This is a genomic window from Amycolatopsis thermalba (genome assembly GCF_023376025.1).
GTDB lineage: Bacteria > Actinomycetota > Actinomycetes > Mycobacteriales > Pseudonocardiaceae > Amycolatopsis_E > Amycolatopsis_E thermalba.
This window is the reverse complement of record NZ_CP091196.1, coordinates 6,677,293-6,694,306: the sequence shown is the minus strand read 5'-3', so window position 1 is coordinate 6,694,306 and position 17,014 is coordinate 6,677,293. Positions and strand designations below refer to the sequence as shown.

Below are 17,014 nucleotides of genomic sequence, written 5' to 3'. Positions count from 1 at the left end.
GCCTTTACTTGACGGGAACCGGCAGGGCGCTGCCGACGTTGAACCTGATGCAGGTGCCAGTAGATCCAGGAGGATCAGGTGCGATCCACAAGCAACCCAGCGTTCCGCAACTTGCCCACCGGCGGCGCGGGATACGGCTCCTACGGGCCGAACGTAGGCTTCAACCAGCCCCAGGGCATGCCCGGTTACGGGATGCCGTCGGGCCACGGCGCGCAGCAGGCGCCGGCGACCGAACGCCCCATGACCGTCGATGACGTCGTCATCAAGACCGGGATGAGCCTCGGTGTCGCCCTGATCACCGGTGTCCTCGCGGCGATCTGGGCCCAGAGCCAGGCCGACGCGAACGCGCTCGGCCCGGTCCTCGGGCTGATGCTCGGCGGCATGATCGTCGGCCTGGTGCTGTCGCTGATCATGATCTTCCGGCAGAAGCCGAGCGGCCCGATGACGCTGCTGTACTCGGCGGCCGAGGGTGTGTTCCTCGGTGCGATCACCGGGCTCTTCGAGATGCTCTACCCCGGCATCGCCCTGCAGGCGATCCTGGGCACCGCCGGTGTGTTCATCGGCATGCTGGTCGTCTACAAGACCGGCGCGGTCAAGGTGACGCCGAAGCTCACCAAGTGGATCATCGGCGCCCTCGTCGGCGTCATGATCCTGATGCTCGCCAACCTCGTGCTCGGCCTCTTCGGCGTGAACATGGGCCTGCGGGACGGTGGCGCGCTCGCCATCATCTTCAGCCTCGTGGTCATCGGCGTCGCGGCGTTCTGCCTGCTGCTCGACTTCGACGCGGCCGACCAGATGATTCGGGCGGGCATGCCGGCCAAGTGGGCGTGGTTCGCCGCGTTCGGCCTGATGACCACCCTGGTCTGGCTCTACCTGGAGATCCTGCGCTTGCTGTCGTACCTGCAGAACGACTAGTAGTTCGGCCCGCAGAAGGACACCCGGTGACCAACCGGGTGTCCTTTTGTTGTGTCGTCACCCTTTCGGTGGGCCGGTGATCGTTGTGTTGACTACGCAGTGTTGGATACGGGCACTACTGTCTCGTTTACATCTGTGAGGTTCGTGTGAGCGTCCCCCCACCGCCGGCTGCGCCTGGAGGGCAGCCGGCGCCGTTCGGCAACCAGCCGCCCGCCGGCAACCAGGGCGCTCCCGGCGCGTTCGGCCCGCCTCCCGGTCAGCCGGGCCAGCCGGGCCAGTCCGGTCAGTTCGGCCAGCCCGGCCAGTTCGGGCCGCCGCCCGGGCAGCCCGCGGGCGCCCCGCCGGCCTTCCCGCCGCCGGGACAGCCCGGACAGCCCGGCGCGTTCGGGCCGCCCCCGGGGCAGCCGTTCGGCCCGCCGCCCGGCCAGCCCGCCAAGAAGAAGCTGACCTGGCTCCGCTTCGTGATCCCGGCGGTGGTGATCGTGCTGGCGGTCGGTAGCTGGGTCGTGTCGCGTCAGTTCGGCGCGGCCGGCGCCGAGGTCGGCGACTGCCTGCACATCGAGAAGTTCGAGCGCGGTGAGAGCCCGGACCGCATCGACTGCTCGGACGACAGCGCCAACGTCAAGATCGCGGCCAAGCTCGACAGCCCGTCCGCGAGCTGCCCGACCACCGACTACGACGAGTACAGCGTCACCGGCCGCGGTTCGTACAAGCTCTGCCTGATGATCAACGCCCACGACGGTGACTGCTTCGCCAACGTGATGTCCGGCAGTGACGGCTACAAGCGGGTCCCGTGCACCGACCCGACGGCGGAGGTCGAGTTCGTCAAGGTCGTCACCGGCCAGGCCGACGAGGCCGTGTGCGAGGGCCTCGAGGTCGACGGCGCGCTGACCTACCCCGAGCCCGCCACCACGTTCTGCCTGGTGGCCAAGAACGGCGCCAGCGCCTGATCCACGCGCGAAAAGGGCCCGGCCGCACCTGCGACCGGGCCCTTTCTCGTGGCTGGGGTCAGCTGAGCCGCTCGATGACCATCGCCATGCCCTGGCCGCCGCCGACGCACATCGTCTCCAGGCCGAACTGCTTGTCGTGGTGCTGGAGCGAGTTGATGAGCGTCGAGGTGATGCGGGCGCCGGTCATGCCGAACGGGTGGCCCACGGCGATCGCGCCGCCGTTGACGTTCAGGCGCTCGATGTCGATGCCCAGGTCCTTGTAGGACGGGATGACCTGCGCGGCGAACGCCTCGTTGATCTCCACCAGGTCGATGTCGCCGATCGACATCCCGGCGCGGGCCAGCGCGCGCTGCGACGCCTCGACCGGGCCGTAGCCCATGATCTCCGGCGACAGGCCCGACACGCCGGTCGACACGACCCGCGCCAGCGGCGTGATGCCGAGCTGCTTCGCCTTGGTGTCGGACATGATCACCAGCGCGGCGGCGCCGTCGTTGAGCGGGCAGCAGTTGCCCGCGGTGACCCGGCCGTCCGGGCGGAACACCGGCTTCAGGCCGGACACACCCTCGATCGTCACGCCGGCGCGCGGGCCGTCGTCCTTCGACACGACCGTGCCGTCGGGCAGGGTGACCGGCGTGATGTCCTTGGCCCAGAACCCGTCGGCGATGGCCTTCTCGGCCAGGTTCTGCGACCGCACGCCGAACTCGTCCATCTCCTCGCGGGAGACGTTCTTCAGGCGGGCGAGGTTCTCCGCGGTCTGGCCCATCGCGATGTAGACGTCGGGCAGCTCGCCGTTCTCCCGCGGGTCGGTCCAGGTGTCGCTGCCCTCGGCCGCGGTCTTCGCGGTGCGGGCCTCGGCGTCGGCGAAGATCGGGTTGTGCGTGTCGGGCCAGGAGTCCGAGCTGCCCTTGGCGAACCGCGACACCGTCTCCACCCCGGCGGAGATGAAGACGTCACCCTCGCCGGCCTTGATCGCGTGCAGTGCCATCCGGGTGGTCTGCAGGCTGGAGGAGCAGTAGCGGGTGATGGTGCAGCCGGGCAGGTGGTCGTAGCCGAGCTGGACCGCGACGGCGCGGCCCATGTTGAAGCCCGACTCGCCGCCGGGCAGGCCGCAGCCGAGCATGAGGTCGTCGATGTCCTTCGGGTCCAGCTGCGGCACCTTGTCCAGGGCGGCGCGGACCATCTGGACGGCCAGGTCGTCCGGCCGCATGCTCACCAGCGAGCCCTTCCCGGCGCGGCCGATCGGGGAACGCGCGGCGGAGACGATGACGGCTTCAGGCATGGCGGGACACTCCTTCGGGTCGGGCTAAGCGCGTGCTTACCTACATCCTGCCCCTTTCGCGCGCGCGGTCAAACCCCTACGCGACGACGGCCACGATGGCGCGCCCGCTTCACCCGGGTCCCGATGACCCGGGGAAGGTGGAAGTTGCCGGAGCACCTGCGCGCCCGGCCGTCGAGGACAGCACCGCCGCCGCGCGGCACTACAGCCCGGCCACCCCGCCCGGTGGCCTCGACGCCGTCCCGCCCTCACCCGACCGCGGGGCTAGATGAGTAATTCCGATCTCGGTTAGTGGTCGTAGGCGGTGAGGGATCGGGTGGTGGGTTGGCCGGTGGCGCGGTTGTGCCAGATCGCCGCGGTCAGGGCCAGGAGACGTTGGGCGATGCGGATGCCGACGCCTTCGATGGTCCGCCCACCGTGTCGTTCCAGGTCCAACTGGCCTTTGAGCGTGTCGTTGACTGACTCGATGAGTTGGCGGATGGACTTGAGTAGCGGTTCGCCGGGGTGGGGCTTGCGGTTGCGGTAGGACGGTCGGATCAGCCGGACGCCGCGCTCGGTGAGGTAGTGGTCGAGTTCGCGGGAGACGTAGCCCTTGTCGGCGATGATCAGCAGTCCGGGGCGTTCGGTGAGCAGGCGAGGTTCGTGGTCGCAGATAGCCATCAGTACCTGCCGCTCGTCGATCTTCGGGTCGGCCAACGCCCAGGCGATGGGCAGTCCGGCCGGGGTGCAGACCAGATGCAGGCGCAGGCCCCAGAACCAGCGCGAGTGTGATCGGCAGTAACCGTATTTGGCCCAGCCGGCCAGCTGTGACCGTTTCACGGTGGGCCGGGATCGTCCGCATTCGACCGGGGTTGAGTCGACGATCCAGGTGGTGTCGGTCCACAGGTCCGTGTCTGCCGCCAGCCAGCGCATCACGTGCTTGATCAGCGGCAATGCGGCACGCAGGCGACGGTTGTAGCCGGATTGGCCGGGCAGGTACTGGAACGCGCCGGGCATCCGGGCGGGCAGGAACCGCAGCCAGCGGGCCTCGGAGGTGAACCCCAGCAGCGCCTGGGCCACGGCCAGGGTGACCAACTCGGCGTCGGTCAGCCTCGGTGGCCGGCCCCGCCGACGCTGACCCGTGAGGTGGTCGTCGATCTTGACGTAGAGTGCGGTGAGAAGGGTGTTCAGGTCTGTCGTCACAAACTGATCTTGAACACCCTTCGCCTCACTCCGGGCATCACCCCAACTTAAGCATTACTCGTCTAGCCCGCCACCCTCGACGTAGGTCACACCCGCGCAGCTAGCCTGGTCGGTGTGGACTACGTCGAGCACATCGTCGACCTCGTGGGCGACACCCCGCTGGTCAAGCTGAACTCCCTGACCGAGGGCCTGGCGCCGCTCGTGCTGGCGAAGGTGGAGTACTTCAACCCCGGCGGCAGCGTGAAGGACCGCATCGCGCTGCGGATGGTCGAGGCCGCCGAGGCGTCGGGCGAACTCCGGCCCGGCGGCACGATCGTCGAGCCGACCTCCGGCAACACCGGCGTCGGCCTCGCGATGGTCGCCCAGCGCAAGGGCTACAAGTGCGTCTTCGTCTGCCCGGACAAGGTGAGCGAGGACAAGCGCAACGTGCTCAAGGCCTACGGCGCCCGCGTCGTGGTGTGCCCGACCGCCGTCCCGCCCGAGCACCCGGACTCCTACTACTCCGTCTCCGACCGGCTGGTCTCCGAGATCGAGGGCGCCTGGAAGCCCAACCAGTACGCCAACAAGGAGAACCCGGCCAGCCACTACCACTCGACCGGCCCGGAGATCTGGCGGCAGACCGACGGCCGGATCACCCACTTCGTCGCGGGCGTCGGCACCGGCGGCACGATCTCCGGCACCGGCCGCTACCTCAAGGAAGCGTCCCAGGGCAAGGTCAAGGTCGTCGGCGCCGACCCGGAGGGCTCGGTCTACTCCGGCGGCACCGGACGCCCCTACCTGGTCGAAGGCGTCGGCGAGGACTTCTGGCCGGGCACCTACGACCGCGCCATCGCCGACGAGATCATCGCCATCTCCGACGCCGAATCCTTCGCGATCACGCGCCGCCTCGCGCTCGAGGAGGGCCTGCTGGTCGGCGGCTCGTGCGGCATGGCGGTCGCGGCCGCGCTCAAGCTCGCCGAGCGGCTCGGCCCGGACGACGTGATCGTGGTGCTGCTGCCCGACGGCGGCCGCGGCTACCTGGGCAAGGTCTTCAACGACCAGTGGATGGCCGGCTACGGCTTCCTGCCGCCGGACTCCTCCGGCGCCACCGTCGGCGACGTGCTGCGCGCGAAGACCGGATCGCTGCCCGACCTGGTCCACACCCACCCGAACGAGACGGTCGCCGAGGCCGTCGCGATCCTGTCCGAGTTCGACGTCAGCCAGATGCCGGTGGTCAGCGCCGAGCCGCCGGTGATGGCCGCCGAGGTCGTCGGCGCCGTCAACGAGCGGGAGCTGCTGGAGGCCCTGTTCACCGGGAAGGCCCAGCTCGCCGACCGCCTGGACAAGCACATGTCGCCGCCGCTGCCGACCATCGGCGCGAGCGAGGGCGTCGGGGCGGCCATGAAGGCGCTGTCCAACGCCGACGGCGCGCTCGTCCTGGTCGACGGCAAGCCGGCGGGCGTGCTGACCAGGCACGACCTGCTGAGCTACCTCGCCGGACGGTGATCCGGGTTTCATCGCGCGGAACCGTCGGGGCGTTACGAGCGTCTATGACCGGTATCCGATAGCGTGTGGCCCACCCAGATCAACGTGAATACGCACTGTCAGTCCTCTCGAGGGGGTTCAAGACCCACATGAGCGCTCCGCAGCCGCCGAACCAGCCGTGGGGTGGCGGTCAGCCGCCTCAGGGCCCGCCGAGCGGTCCCCAGCAACAGCCAGACAACCCGTTCGGCTCTTCGGAGCCCACCCAGGTCGTGCAGCCCGGCCAGTCGCAGCAGCCGTCCGAGGGCGGCGGTTCGTTCGGCGAGACGGCGGAGCCGACCCAGGTGGTCCAGCCGGGTGGCGACCCCAACGCCACGCAGAAGGTCGGCCCGGGTGATCAGCCGGGCGCGGAGTCCACGCAGCTGGTGCCCCCGGGCTCCCAGCCGCCGGCCATCCCGTACTCGCCGCCGCCGAGCGCCGCCGACAACCCCGGCGCCGTGAACCCCCAGCAGGGCTACGGGCAGCAGGGCTTCGGCCAGCAGCAGCAGCCCGGGTTCGGGCAGCAGCAGCCGGGCCCGTACGGCCAGCCGCCGCAGGGCTACGGCCCGCCGTCGGGTGGCTTCGGCCAGCCGCAGGGCTTCGGCGCGCCGGGCTACCCCCAGCAGGGCGGTGGCGCCGGTGGCAACAACCAGCTCTTCGGCTGGATCGCCGGTGGTCTCGCCGCGCTCCTCGGCCTGCTCGGCCTGATCTTCGCGCTGATCGACTTCGGTGATGTCTCCGACTACTCCGACGCCTACGACTCGATCAAGGACCAGGCGGACGAGTTCGGGCTGCCCAGCCCGGGCCTGCTCTGGTTCTACATGATCATGCTGGTGGTCGGTGGCCTCGCGGCGCTGGCCGGTGGCGTCCTGATCGCGCTGGCGAACAAGCTCAGCCCGGCGCTGAAGAAGATCGCCCCGATCCTGACGGCGGTCGGCGGTTTCCTGATGCTGCTGTTCGGCATCCTGATCCTCGCGGCGATGCCGGAGGGTGCCTCGGACCTCCCGGGCATCCCGGTCGCGCAACTGATCTTCGGCATCGTGGCGCTGGCGATCGGTGTCGCCGGCCTGGTCCCGGCGGCGAAGCAGTTCGTCGGTCTCGGCGACGGTGCCGGCCAGCAGGGCGGCCCGGGCGGCTTCGGCGGTCCCGGTGGCTTCGGTGGCCCCCAGAGCGGCGGTTTCCCGCAGCCGGGGCAGCAGCCCGGTCAGTTCGGCCAGCACCCCGGTCAGCCGCAGTACGGGCAGCCCGGTGGGCCGAACCCGCAGAGCGGTGGCTTCCCGCAGCCCGGCCAGTACGGCCAGCCCGGCCAGCAGCCCGGTTACGGGCAGCCCGGCCAGTACGGGCAGCAGCCCGGCTACGGCCAGCCCGGTCAGTACGGGCAGCAGCAGCCGGGTCCGTACGGCCAGCCGCCGCAGCAGCCCGGCCAGTACGGCCAGCCCGGTCAACCGCCGCAGCAGTGGTGACCGGCTGAACTCAGCAGGCGATGCCCCCGGCCCCGCGCCGGGGGCATCGTCTTTTTCCCAGTTGATTTCCGTGTGCTGGGAACGCCGCTAGGGTGAGCGCCGAAAACGTCCGATTTCCCCGGGAGCGCTGTGACGAGTCGAAACGGCCACGAGCCGCGCCCCAACGGGACCACCGCGATCCTCGCCGGCGTGGTCGGGCTGGTGCTGGCCGGCCTGCTGGGCTACCTGCCGCTGAAGTTCTTCGTCGACCACGGCTTCGCGGGCATGGACGGCAAGGTGCGCGGCGTACTCGCCGTCTACTCGGCGGCCGCGCTGGTCCTGCTGGCCGGCGCGCTGACAACGTTCTTCCGCGCGGTCGCCGGCGCGGTGTTGCTGCTGGCCGGCGGGCTGCTCGCGGTCGCCGCGGTGATCTGCGAGCCGATCCTGCTCTACCCCGGCTACTTCGGGGACTTCTTCGCGGTCATGTTCCGCTTCGCGTCCGACGACGCGTTCGTGCGGGTCGGCGCGGTGGTCGGCGGGCCGCTCGTGTTCGTGCTCGCGGTGCTTCCGTGGACCTTCCGGTACCTGCGGCACCGCCCGGCTGGTAGTTGGTAGTGGTGACCTTTCCGTCCCAATCCGAAGCCACCACGTCCTCCCGCGGCGGCGGCACCGGCATCACCGCGGCCGTCCTGGCCCTGCTCGGCGGCCTGTTCCACCTGGTCGGCGTGGCCGGTGGCGCGGTGCTGCTCGCCGGCGACGGCGACCTCGGGCGCAGCCTGCTGACGTTCGCCACGCACCTGCTGCTCGCCGTCGCCCTCATCACCGGCGGGGTCGGGCTCGTGCTGGCCAAGGAGTTCGGCCGCGTCGCGACGATCATCGGCGCGGCCGCGGCCCTCGTCGTGTACCTGCTGGTGCTCGTGCTCGGCGCGTTCGGGGTGTACTTCCTCGGCCTCCTCGACGGCGACGTCCCGCTCGTCTACCTCGGCGTGCTGTGCGTGCCGGCGATCGGCACCCTGGTGCTGGCGTGCCTGCCGCCCACCGCGCGATGGGTGCGGCAGGGCTGGTCGTAGGCTGGGGAAATGACGCACGACCTTTCCCGCTCCGGCTTCGAGACGCGCGCCATCCACGCAGGTCAGGAGCCTGACCCGCGGACAGGCGCGGTCATCGTGCCCATCTACCAGACCTCCACCTACGCCCAGGACGGCGTCGGGGGCACCCGCGAGGGTGACTACGAGTACTCCCGCACCGCGAACCCGACGCGCACCGCGCTGGAGCAGGCCCTGGCCTCGCTCGAGGGCGCGCGGCACGGCCTGGCGTTCGCCTCCGGCATGGCCGCCACCGACGCGGTGCTGCGCACCGTGCTGCGGCCGGGCGACCACCTGGTCCTGGGCAACGACGCCTACGGCGGCACCTTCCGGCTGATCGACAAGGTGCTGAAGGTGTGGGGCGTCGAATACGGCGTCGCGGACCTGTCGAACGTGGACGAAGTGCGCGCCGCGGTCCGCCCGGAAACCAAGCTGATCTGGTGCGAGACGCCGTCCAACCCGCTGCTCGGCATCGCCGACCTCGCGGTGCTGGCGGAGATCGCCCACGGGGCTGGCGCCCGCCTCGTCGTGGACAACACCTTCGCCACGCCGTACCTGCAGACGCCGCTGGCCCTCGGCGCCGACATCGTCGTGCACTCGACCACCAAGTACCTGGGCGGGCACTCGGACGTCGTCGGCGGCGCGGTGCTGACCAACGAGGACGAGCTGCGCGAACAGCTGTTCTTCCTGCGCAACGCGGCGGGCGCGGTGCCCGGCCCGTTCGACGCGTGGCTGACCCTGCGCGGCCTCAAGACCCTCGCCGTGCGCATGGACCGGCACTGCGACAACGCGGAGCAGATCGCCGAGATGCTGTCGGCGCACCCGAAGGTCGCCGAGGTCTACTACCCGGGCCTGCCCGATCACGCCGGGCACGACATCGCGGCCAAGCAGATGCGCCGCTTCGGCGGCATGATCTCCTTCCGCCACACCGGCGGCAGGCAGGCCGCGCTGGACACCGCGGCGCGCACGCAGCTGTTCATCCTGGCCGAGTCGCTGGGCGGCATCGAGTCGCTGATCGAGCACCCGGGCCAGATGACCCACGCGAGCGTGGCCGGTTCGATGCTCCAGGTGCCCGACGACCTGCTGCGGCTGTCCGTGGGCATCGAGGACGTCCGCGACCTCAGCGACGACCTGCGCGCGGCGCTGGGCTGACGAGGCGGCGGGGGAGCGCTCCGGCGCTTCCCCGCCACTCAGGGCCGGTAGTTGTTCAGCTCGGCCGTCTTGGCGTCGGCCGGTGTGCTGCCGGCGCGGATCCCCGGCAGGTCGGAGCCGTCCACGCACCCGCCGACCAGCTCGACGTAGTTGTCGTGCCGGATGTACTGGGCCGGATCACCGCAGCCGGCCCGGTCGACGGTGTAGACCGCCGCGCCGGTGAGGGCCAGGGCGGAGGTGACGCCCGCGACCAACGGCAGCAGACCGGCCGCACGCGTGGCACGACGGACCCGTCCGCCCGTTTCGCTGCGCGCTGGCATGGCTACTCCCGATTCGCCGTACTGACCGGCTCCCAGGGTACCGAAACCCGTGAGGTGGGAGTGGCATGATCCGGGATATGGATCTGGTGGACGTCGAACGCATCCGCGAGGCGCGCAAGCTCCTCGAGGGCATCATCCGCGTGACGCCGATGGAGCACGCGCGTGACCTGGAGAAGGCGCACGGCGGCGCGGTCCACCTCAAGTGCGAGAACCTGCAGCGCACCGGCTCGTTCAAGATCCGCGGCGCCTACACGCGCCTGCACGGCCTGACGGCGGAGGAACGCGCCCGCGGCGTCGTGGCGGCCAGCGCGGGCAACCACGCACAGGGTGTCGCGCTCGCGGCGTCGCTGCTGGGCATCTCGTCGACCGTCTTCATGCCCACCCGCGCGCCGCTGCCCAAGCTGGCCGCGACTCGCGGCTACGGCGCGGACGTGCACCTGCACGGTGACGTCCTCGAGGAGTCCCTCGCGGAGGCGATCGCGTTCGCGGAGCGGACCGGGGCGGTGTTCATCCACCCCTTCGACCACGCGGACATCATCGCCGGGCAGGGCACCGTCGGGCTGGAAATCCTGGAGCAGGTGCCCGAGGCGGCCACGGTGCTGGTGCCCACCGGCGGCGGCGGGCTCGTCGCGGGGGTGGCGTGCGCGGTGAAGGCGTCCCGGCCGGATATCCGGATCGTCGCGGTGCAGGCCGAGGACGCGGCGGCCTTCCCGCCGTCGCTCGCGGCCGGGGGACCGGTGCGGCTGCGGGAGATGCAGACGATGGCCGACGGGATCGCGGTCGGCCAGCCCGGCCCGGTGAGTTACGCGCACGTGGCCGCGAAGGTCGACGACGTACTCACGGTGTCGGAGGAGTCGCTGTCCCGCGCGGTGCTGCTGTGCCTGGAGCGGCGCAAGCTCGTGGTGGAGCCGGCGGGCGCGGCGGCGGTCGCGGCGCTGCTGCAGTACCCGGGCGAGTTCGCGGCGCCGGTGGTGGCCGTGGTGTCCGGCGGCAACGTGGATCCGTTGCTGCTGCTGCAGATCATCCAGCACGGCATGACGGCCGGCGGCCGCTACCTCGCGCTGCGGCTGCGCGTGCCGGACCGGCCCGGCTCGCTGGCGTCGGTGCTCACGCGGGTGCGGGACCTGGGCGCGAACGTCATCGACGTCGAGCACTCGCGGATCTCCGGCGCGCTGGCCCTCGGCGAGGTCGAGATCGAGCTCAACCTGGAGACCCGCGGCCCCGACCACTGCGAGCAGGTGCACGCCGAACTCCAGCGCGCCGGGTTCACCGTCGTCGGTTAGAGGTTGCCGCGGCGCTCCTGCTCGCGCTCGATGGCCTCGAACAGGGCCTTGAAGTTGCCCTTGCCGAAGCCGAGCGAGCCGTGCCGCTCGATCAGCTCGTAGAACACCGTGGGCCGGTCGCCGACGGGCTTGGTGAAGATCTGCAGCAGGTAGCCGTCCTCGTCGCGGTCCACCAGGATCCGGTGCTCCTTCAGCGTCTCGATCGGCACCCGCACCTCGCCGATCCGCGCCCGCAGCTCGGGGTCGTCGTAGTAGGAGTCCGGGGTGTCCAGGAACTCCACGCCGGCCGCGCGCATCGCGGTGACGGTGCCGACGATGTCGTTGGTGGCCAGCGCGATGTGCTGGCACCCGGCGCCGCCGTAGAACTCCAGGTACTCGTCGATCTGCGACTTCTTCTTCGCGATCGCCGGCTCGTTGAGCGGGAACTTCACCCGGTGGTTGCCGTTGGCGACGACCTTGCTCATCAGCGCCGAGTACTCGGTGGCGATGTCGTCGCCGACGAACTCCGCCATGTTCGTGAAGCCCATGACGCGGTGGTACCAGTCCACCCAGTAGTCCATCCTGCCCAGTTCGACGTTGCCGACGCAGTGGTCGACGGCCTGGAACAGCCGCTTCCGCCGCGGCGTCTCCCGCGCCTGGAAGCCGGGCAGGTACGGGCCGGTGTAGCGGGAGCGGTCGACGAGGCTGTGCCGGGTTTCGCCGTAGGTGGCGATCGCCGCCCGCCGCACGGTGCCGTGCTCGTCGGAGACGTCGTGCGGCTCCTCCAGGATGGTGGCGCCCTGGGCCCGCGCGTGCGCGACGCACTTGTCCACATCGGACACTTCGAGGGCCAGGTCCACGACGCCGTCACCGTGGCGGCGGTGGTGGTCCAGCAGCGGCGAATCGGGCCGCACGCCGCCGGTGATGACGAACCGCGCGGAGCCCGACTTCAGCACGAACGCCTTGTGGTCCGGCTGCCCGGTCTCCGGGCCGGCGTAGGCGACGAGCCGCATGCCGAACGCGTGCTGGTAGTACCACGCGGTCTGGGTGGCGTTGCCGGCGATGAACACGACGGCATCGAGGGACTTCACGGGGAACGGGTCGGCGGTCTCATCGTGCTCGACCAAACCGACGAGCTGGCGCAACTGGTCGTAGTCGACATCGTCGAGAGCGTTCGTCATGTCTGGCAGAATGCGTAGTTCGTCGCATCCTGGGCAACAGCCGCCAGTTTCACTGGACAATCTGCCCAGTGTCGACCCAGGATGATCTACCAAATCGGGCAATGTGACCAGGAGGACGCGGTGGACTCGCTCGACGCCCGGCTGTTGCTGCTGCTCACCGACTCGCCGCGGCTGAACGTGCTGGAGTGCGCGCGCCGGCTCGGGGTCGCGCGGGGCACCGTGCAGGCGCGCCTGGACCGGCTCACCGAACAGGGGATCCTCGGCGGTTTCCCGCCCGAGCTGAACCTCGCGGCGATGGGCTACGGGCTGACCGCGTTCGCGGTGCTGGAGATCGCGCAGGGCAGGCGCGCCGCGGTGTCGGAGGCGCTGGACGCGATCGAGGAGGTCTGCGAGGTGCACGCCACCACCGGGCAGGGCGACCTGTTCGTCCGGATGGTGGCGCGTGACCACGACGACCTGCAGCGGGTCATCGACGCCGTGGTCAACGTGCCGGGCGTGCGCCGGACCTCGACGTCGCTGGCCCTGTCGACGCCGGTGCCGCCGCGCGTCCGCCCGCTGCTGGAACGGCTCGCCTACGAGACGAACTCGAGGTAGCGCTTGGCCGAGCGCTGCACGACGTCGTACCCGTCCTGCCGCACGACGGCGTCCCACCAGGCGCCGTAGACGGCCTCGAACCGGTACCCGGCGAGGATCTCCGCGGCGCGGCGCACGACCGGCGGCCGCTCCGGGATCAGGTTCGGGTAGCTGTACATGAACGCGACGAACTTGCGGTCCGGGATCACCTGGACGATGTCGCCGGACAGCAGCGCGCCCCGGCCCCGCTCGCCGCCGGACCAGTGCAGGACCGTGCCGCCGGTGAAGTGCACGCCGAGGTTGACCAGGGTCAGGCCGTCGCCGACCGGCTTGGTCTGCCCGCTCCACAGTTCGATGCGGTCGTCGGGGCGGCCGATCCACTCACGGTCGCCCTCGTGCAGGTAGACCGGCACGTCCAAGGCGCGCGCCCACTCGACGCAGGTGGTGTAGTAGTGCGGGTGGCTGATCGCGATGCCGGTGATGCCGCCCCGAGCGGCGATGTGGTCGGCGATCGTGTCGTCGAGGTAGGCGGAGAGGTCCCAGAGGAAGTTGCCGCCGGGTGTTTCCACGAGCAGCGCCCGCTGGCCGATGCCGAACTTCGGGGTGCAGCCGATGCCGGTGATGCCTTCGCCCTCTTGCCTGATGAGGGCTTCGTGCTCGCTCCGGAGCGTGGCGAAGTCGGTCCACTGCTGGCCCGCCGGGGGAACGTACTGGCGCTCGTCCTCGCAGATGGGGCAGTCCGGGCGCGGGGCGGCGTACTGCATGCCGCAGGTCACGCAGATGGGGTTCATGTTCTGTGACGCTACGCGGTTTCCGAGGCGCCGGGCTTCGTCTCGCGAACGCACGCTTCGCGGCACTGAACGTGGAACTCGCGGCACTGAACGTGGAACTCGCGGCACTGAACGTGGAACTCGCCGGTGCGACCGCGAGTCCCACACTCGGGCTCGCGAGTTCTGCGTTCCTGCTCGCGAGTTCTGCGTCCGCGGACGCGAGTTCTGCGGCCGGGGACGGCCCGCACAGCGGAGCGGCTGCTCCGGGCGATGCTCCCGCCCGGAGCAGCCGCTCCGAAAGAAGTGTGGGGGGCTCAGCCGGTGTAGGGCACGGCCTTGATCAGCGTCACCTTCTGCGTGCTGCCGTTGGGCAGCTCGTACTCGCGCGACTCGCCTTCCTTGGCGCCCAGCAGGGCCTTGCCCAGGGGCGACTCGGGCGAGTACACGTCGAGTTCGCCTTCGGCGCCCTCTTCGCGCGTGGCGAGCAGGAACTTCTCCTCGTCGTCGTCACCTTCGTAACGCACGGTGAGGACCTTGCCCGGCTCGGCGACCCCGTCGTTCTTGGGGGCCTCGCCGACCTTCGCCGACCGCAGGAGTTCCTGCAGGTGGCGGATGCGGGCTTCCTGCTGGCCCTGCTCCTCACGGGCGGCGTGGTAGCCGCCGTTCTCCCGGAGGTCGCCTTCTTCGCGGCTGGCGTTGATCTTCGCAGCGATGACCGGACGATTCTCGATCAGCTCGTCGAGCTCGTGCTTGAGCCTGTCGTAGGCTTCCTGGGTCAGCCAGGTCACCTGGGTGTCGCTCACGGCCACCATCTCCTCGTCGTGCCTGCCGGACATGGGTGTTCATGCCGGCAGCCGCACTCGACCGAGTGCGGCTGGATAAAGGAAAAACACGGCCCGTTCGGGCCGTGCCGGTAGATCAGGGTACCACGGCAGGGCAGGTCAGCGCCGGTCCCCACCGCGGAAACCGGGCATTCGGCGCGTCATTCACCCCGTTGGCCGCTAACTCCTTGACAAATACTCCGGAACATCGTAAGAGCAGCCGTACACGTCGGCGGTGACCGGCCGGTCGATGCTCTTGACCACCACGTCGACCCGGCTGTCGCCCGGCGGGATGTAGACCTCCCGCCGCCCGCTCTCCGCGCCGCTGAGGTCCCGCGTCCGCACGATGCACACGCCCGGGCGGTCCGGTTCGTCGCGCGTCACGTTGAGTGAGATCGTCATCGCGTTCCCCGGCAGCTCCTCGAACGTGACCCGTTCCGCACTGATGGGCGCGGCACCCAGGTTCACGTACCCGAGCCACGCGACGGCGCAGCTCACGACCAGCGCGATCCCGGTGAAGACCCACACGCGCCACCGGCGGGCCGGCCTGCGGGGCCGCCCGTAGCGGCCTTCCGGCAGCGACGGCGGGGCGCTGGCGGTGCTCAAGCCGGGCCTCCGATCGAACTTGTCGTACCCCCGGGGACAATGGAGGCAACCGCAGTATCTCTCCGGGGCGGAATAGGGATTCAGAAGGGGTCGTTGGACGCATGGTGGGTTCTGACGAGCTGATGTCCGGAACGGGATCGCGCCTGCGTCTCATGGCGGTGCACGCCCATCCCGACGACGAGTCGAGCAAGGGCGCGGCCACGATGGCGAAGTACGTCGCCGAGGGCGCCGAGGTCATGGTCGTGACCTGCACCGGGGGCGAGGCCGGGAGCATCCTCAACCCGGCGATGGACAGCCCCGAGGTGCTGGCCAACATGTCCGCCATCCGCCGCGAGGAGATGGCCAAGGCCGCCAAGATCCTCGGCATCCAGCACCGCTGGCTGGGCTTCGTGGACTCCGGCCTGCCCGAGGGCGACCCGCTGCCCCCGCTGCCGGAGGGCTGCTTCGCGCTCACCCCGCTCGAGGAGCCGGTGCGCGAGCTGGTCAAGGTCATGCGCGAGTTCCGCCCGCACGTCGTGCTGACCTACGACGAGAACGGCGGCTACCCGCACCCCGACCACATCCGCACGCACGAGGTCTCCATGGCGGCCTTCGACGCCGCGGCCGAGCCGGACCGGTTCCCCGAGGCGGGCGAGCCGTGGCAGGCGCTGAAGCTGTACTACATGCACGGCTTCTCCCGCGCCCGCATGCAGGCCTTCCACGACGCCCTCGTCGAGGCCGGCCTGGAGTCGCCGTACGCGGAGTGGCTGGGCAAGTGGGACCCGGACCGCCCCGACGTGATGGAGCGGGTCACCACGCGCATCGAGTGCGCCGACTACTTCGAGGTCCGCGACGAGGCGCTGAAGGCGCACGCCACGCAGATCGACCCGAACAGCCGCTGGTTCTTCGTGCCGCTGGAGATGCAGCGCCGGGTGTGGCCGACCGAGGAGTACGAGCTGGTCCGCTCGCTGGTGGACAGCACGCTGCCCGAGGACGACCTGTTCGCGGGCGTCCGTGAGAAGGTGAACACATGAGTCTCTTGTTGCCGGTGACGGCGCCGGTCGCCACGACCGCCCTCGTCCTCGCGCAGCAGCCGGGCAACGGCGACAACGGCGGCCAGGGCGAGGACTTCGGCAAGTCCTCGCCGCTGGGTTTCCTGATCCTCCTGCTGTTCCTCATCGCCGTCGCCCTGCTGGTGCGCTCGATGACCAAGCACCTCAAGCGCGTGCCGGCCAGCTTCGACCCGGAGGAGAAGGCCGAGAGCGCCGACGCCCCCGAGCCGGAGGAGAAGGCCACGAAGACGGCTGACGAACCGGTCAAGCAGCCGCAGCAGAGCGAAAGCAGTTAGCGGCCCGGCTCCGATCCGCCCGGAGTGTCGGCGAGCCGGCTGACCAGGAGGTCGACCCGCTCCTCCTGGAAGTCCCTGGGAATGCGGCCGCTGTCCGACAGCGCCGCGATGCCGTGCAGCGCGCTCCAGACGACCTCGGCGGACAGTTCGCGCCGGGGGTTGTCCGGGCGGAAACAGCGGACGAACTCGTCGAAGCCGGCGCGCAGCTGGGGCGGCGTCTCGGCGTGCGCGAACCTCACATCCGTCGGCATCACGAACATGGCCTGGTAGAGAGCGGGCCGCTCGGTGGCGAACTCCAGGTAGGCGCGGCTCACCGCGTGCAGGGCCTGTGGTGGCTCGGGGCTGGCCAGCCGGGCGCGGCGCAGGTGGGCGGCCAGTTCGGCGAACCCGTCGATCGCGACGGCGCGCACGATGGCGTCCTTGCCGCTGAAGTGGCTGTAGAGCACGGGCTGGCTGTATTCGACGCGCTCGGCGAGCCGCCGCGTCGTCACCGCCTCCCAGCCTTCGGTTTCCGCGAGTTCCCGGGCGGCCGTGATGATCAACTGATGGCGTTGGGCGCGTTCACGTTCACGGCGCTCCTTGATGGCGGACATGACGTGATCCTAGCAACGCTAGACAACTAGCGCTGCTAGGAACTGTGGTGCCGCGGACA

At 70.4% G+C, this 17,014-nt stretch carries 19 protein-coding genes; 11 read left to right on the top strand and 8 right to left on the bottom strand.

The annotated features are described in order from the left end of the window. Positions 1-78: 78 nt before the first annotated feature. On the top strand, positions 79-915 hold the full coding sequence (locus tag L1857_RS32430; protein ID WP_094004671.1) for a Bax inhibitor-1/YccA family protein: 837 nt from the start codon (positions 79-81) through the stop codon (positions 913-915). A gap of 146 nt (positions 916-1,061) precedes the next feature. Beyond that, positions 1,062-1,865 (top strand): LppU/SCO3897 family protein, encoded by an 804-nt coding sequence (locus tag L1857_RS32425; protein WP_094004672.1) that lies wholly within the window; start codon positions 1,062-1,064, stop codon positions 1,863-1,865. Between the two features lie 58 nt (positions 1,866-1,923). Here L1857_RS32425 and L1857_RS32420 read toward each other — a convergent pair whose 3' ends face one another. Beyond that, entirely contained in the window at positions 1,924-3,144 is a 1,221-nt protein-coding gene (locus L1857_RS32420; protein ID WP_116109487.1) for an acetyl-CoA C-acetyltransferase, read from the bottom strand. A gap of 285 nt (positions 3,145-3,429) precedes the next feature. Further along, on the bottom strand, positions 3,430-4,323 hold the full coding sequence (locus tag L1857_RS32415) for an IS982 family transposase (protein WP_249464663.1): 894 nt from the start codon (positions 4,321-4,323) through the stop codon (positions 3,430-3,432). Between the two features lie 114 nt (positions 4,324-4,437). Between L1857_RS32415 and L1857_RS32410 the strand changes: the two genes are divergently transcribed. The 5 genes from L1857_RS32410 (at position 4,438) to L1857_RS32390 (ending at position 9,502) form a co-directional block, all read left to right on the top strand. Beyond that, positions 4,438-5,808 carry a cystathionine beta-synthase gene (locus L1857_RS32410; protein ID WP_094004674.1) on the top strand — a complete coding sequence of 457 codons (1,371 nt, stop codon included), beginning with the start codon at positions 4,438-4,440 and terminating at the stop codon, positions 5,806-5,808. 128 nt (positions 5,809-5,936) lie between these two features. After that, complete coding sequence (locus tag L1857_RS32405) at positions 5,937-7,286, top strand: hypothetical protein (protein ID WP_233157168.1); 1,350 nt, start codon at positions 5,937-5,939, stop codon at positions 7,284-7,286. A gap of 129 nt (positions 7,287-7,415) precedes the next feature. Beyond that, the gene (locus L1857_RS32400; RefSeq protein ID WP_094004676.1) at positions 7,416-7,880 is read left to right on the top strand and encodes a hypothetical protein; all 465 of its coding nucleotides are present in this window, start codon (positions 7,416-7,418) and stop codon (positions 7,878-7,880) included. A 2-nt stretch (positions 7,881-7,882) separates the two neighbouring features. Continuing rightward, entirely contained in the window at positions 7,883-8,335 is a 453-nt protein-coding gene (locus L1857_RS32395; protein ID WP_233157169.1) for a hypothetical protein, read from the top strand. A gap of 9 nt (positions 8,336-8,344) precedes the next feature. After that, a complete protein-coding gene (locus tag L1857_RS32390; RefSeq protein WP_094004678.1) occupies positions 8,345-9,502 on the top strand; it encodes a cystathionine gamma-synthase in 1,158 nt (385 codons plus the stop codon). A 38-nt stretch (positions 9,503-9,540) separates the two neighbouring features. Here L1857_RS32390 and L1857_RS32385 read toward each other — a convergent pair whose 3' ends face one another. Next, complete coding sequence (locus L1857_RS32385) at positions 9,541-9,822, bottom strand: hypothetical protein (RefSeq protein WP_094004679.1); 282 nt, start codon at positions 9,820-9,822, stop codon at positions 9,541-9,543. 77 nt (positions 9,823-9,899) lie between these two features. Between L1857_RS32385 and ilvA the strand changes: the two genes are divergently transcribed. Then, positions 9,900-11,105, top strand: coding sequence for a threonine ammonia-lyase (gene ilvA / locus L1857_RS32380; protein WP_249467531.1), 1,206 nt, complete (start codon positions 9,900-9,902; stop codon positions 11,103-11,105). Here ilvA and hppD read toward each other — a convergent pair. After that, complete coding sequence (hppD, locus tag L1857_RS32375) at positions 11,102-12,265, bottom strand: 4-hydroxyphenylpyruvate dioxygenase (RefSeq protein ID WP_094004681.1); 1,164 nt, start codon at positions 12,263-12,265, stop codon at positions 11,102-11,104. The genes ilvA and hppD overlap by 4 nt on opposite strands. An 81-nt stretch (positions 12,266-12,346) precedes the next feature. Between hppD and L1857_RS32370 the strand changes: the two genes are divergently transcribed. Further along, complete coding sequence (locus tag L1857_RS32370; protein WP_094004682.1) at positions 12,347-12,859, top strand: Lrp/AsnC family transcriptional regulator; 513 nt, start codon at positions 12,347-12,349, stop codon at positions 12,857-12,859. On the opposite strand, the gene L1857_RS32365 is transcribed toward L1857_RS32370, so the two are convergent. The 3 genes from L1857_RS32365 to L1857_RS32355 all read right to left on the bottom strand — a co-directional run bounded on the left by L1857_RS32365 (position 12,838) and on the right by L1857_RS32355 (position 15,035). Continuing rightward, a complete protein-coding gene (locus tag L1857_RS32365) occupies positions 12,838-13,629 on the bottom strand; it encodes an MBL fold metallo-hydrolase (RefSeq protein WP_116113536.1) in 792 nt (263 codons plus the stop codon). The two genes, L1857_RS32370 and L1857_RS32365, sit on opposite strands and share 22 nt — an antisense overlap. Positions 13,630-13,922: 293 nt before the next feature. Further along, positions 13,923-14,420 carry a transcription elongation factor GreA gene (gene greA, locus L1857_RS32360; protein WP_094004764.1) on the bottom strand — a complete coding sequence of 166 codons (498 nt, stop codon included), beginning with the start codon at positions 14,418-14,420 and terminating at the stop codon, positions 13,923-13,925. A 189-nt stretch (positions 14,421-14,609) separates the two neighbouring features. Continuing rightward, complete coding sequence (locus L1857_RS32355; RefSeq protein ID WP_094004684.1) at positions 14,610-15,035, bottom strand: DUF4307 domain-containing protein; 426 nt, start codon at positions 15,033-15,035, stop codon at positions 14,610-14,612. A gap of 101 nt (positions 15,036-15,136) precedes the next feature. Here L1857_RS32355 and mca point away from each other — a divergent pair, with 101 nt between their 5' ends. Together mca and L1857_RS32345 are read left to right on the top strand one after the other, a co-directional pair. Continuing rightward, positions 15,137-16,048 carry a mycothiol conjugate amidase Mca gene (gene mca / locus L1857_RS32350; protein WP_116113538.1) on the top strand — a complete coding sequence of 304 codons (912 nt, stop codon included), beginning with the start codon at positions 15,137-15,139 and terminating at the stop codon, positions 16,046-16,048. Then, complete coding sequence (locus tag L1857_RS32345) at positions 16,045-16,362, top strand: hypothetical protein (RefSeq protein ID WP_094004686.1); 318 nt, start codon at positions 16,045-16,047, stop codon at positions 16,360-16,362. The genes mca and L1857_RS32345 overlap by 4 nt, the downstream gene beginning before the upstream one ends. Here the strand turns inward: L1857_RS32345 and L1857_RS32340 are convergent. After that, entirely contained in the window at positions 16,359-16,955 is a 597-nt protein-coding gene (locus tag L1857_RS32340; protein ID WP_116113541.1) for a TetR/AcrR family transcriptional regulator, read from the bottom strand. The genes L1857_RS32345 and L1857_RS32340 overlap by 4 nt on opposite strands. Positions 16,956-17,014: the final 59 nt, after the last annotated feature.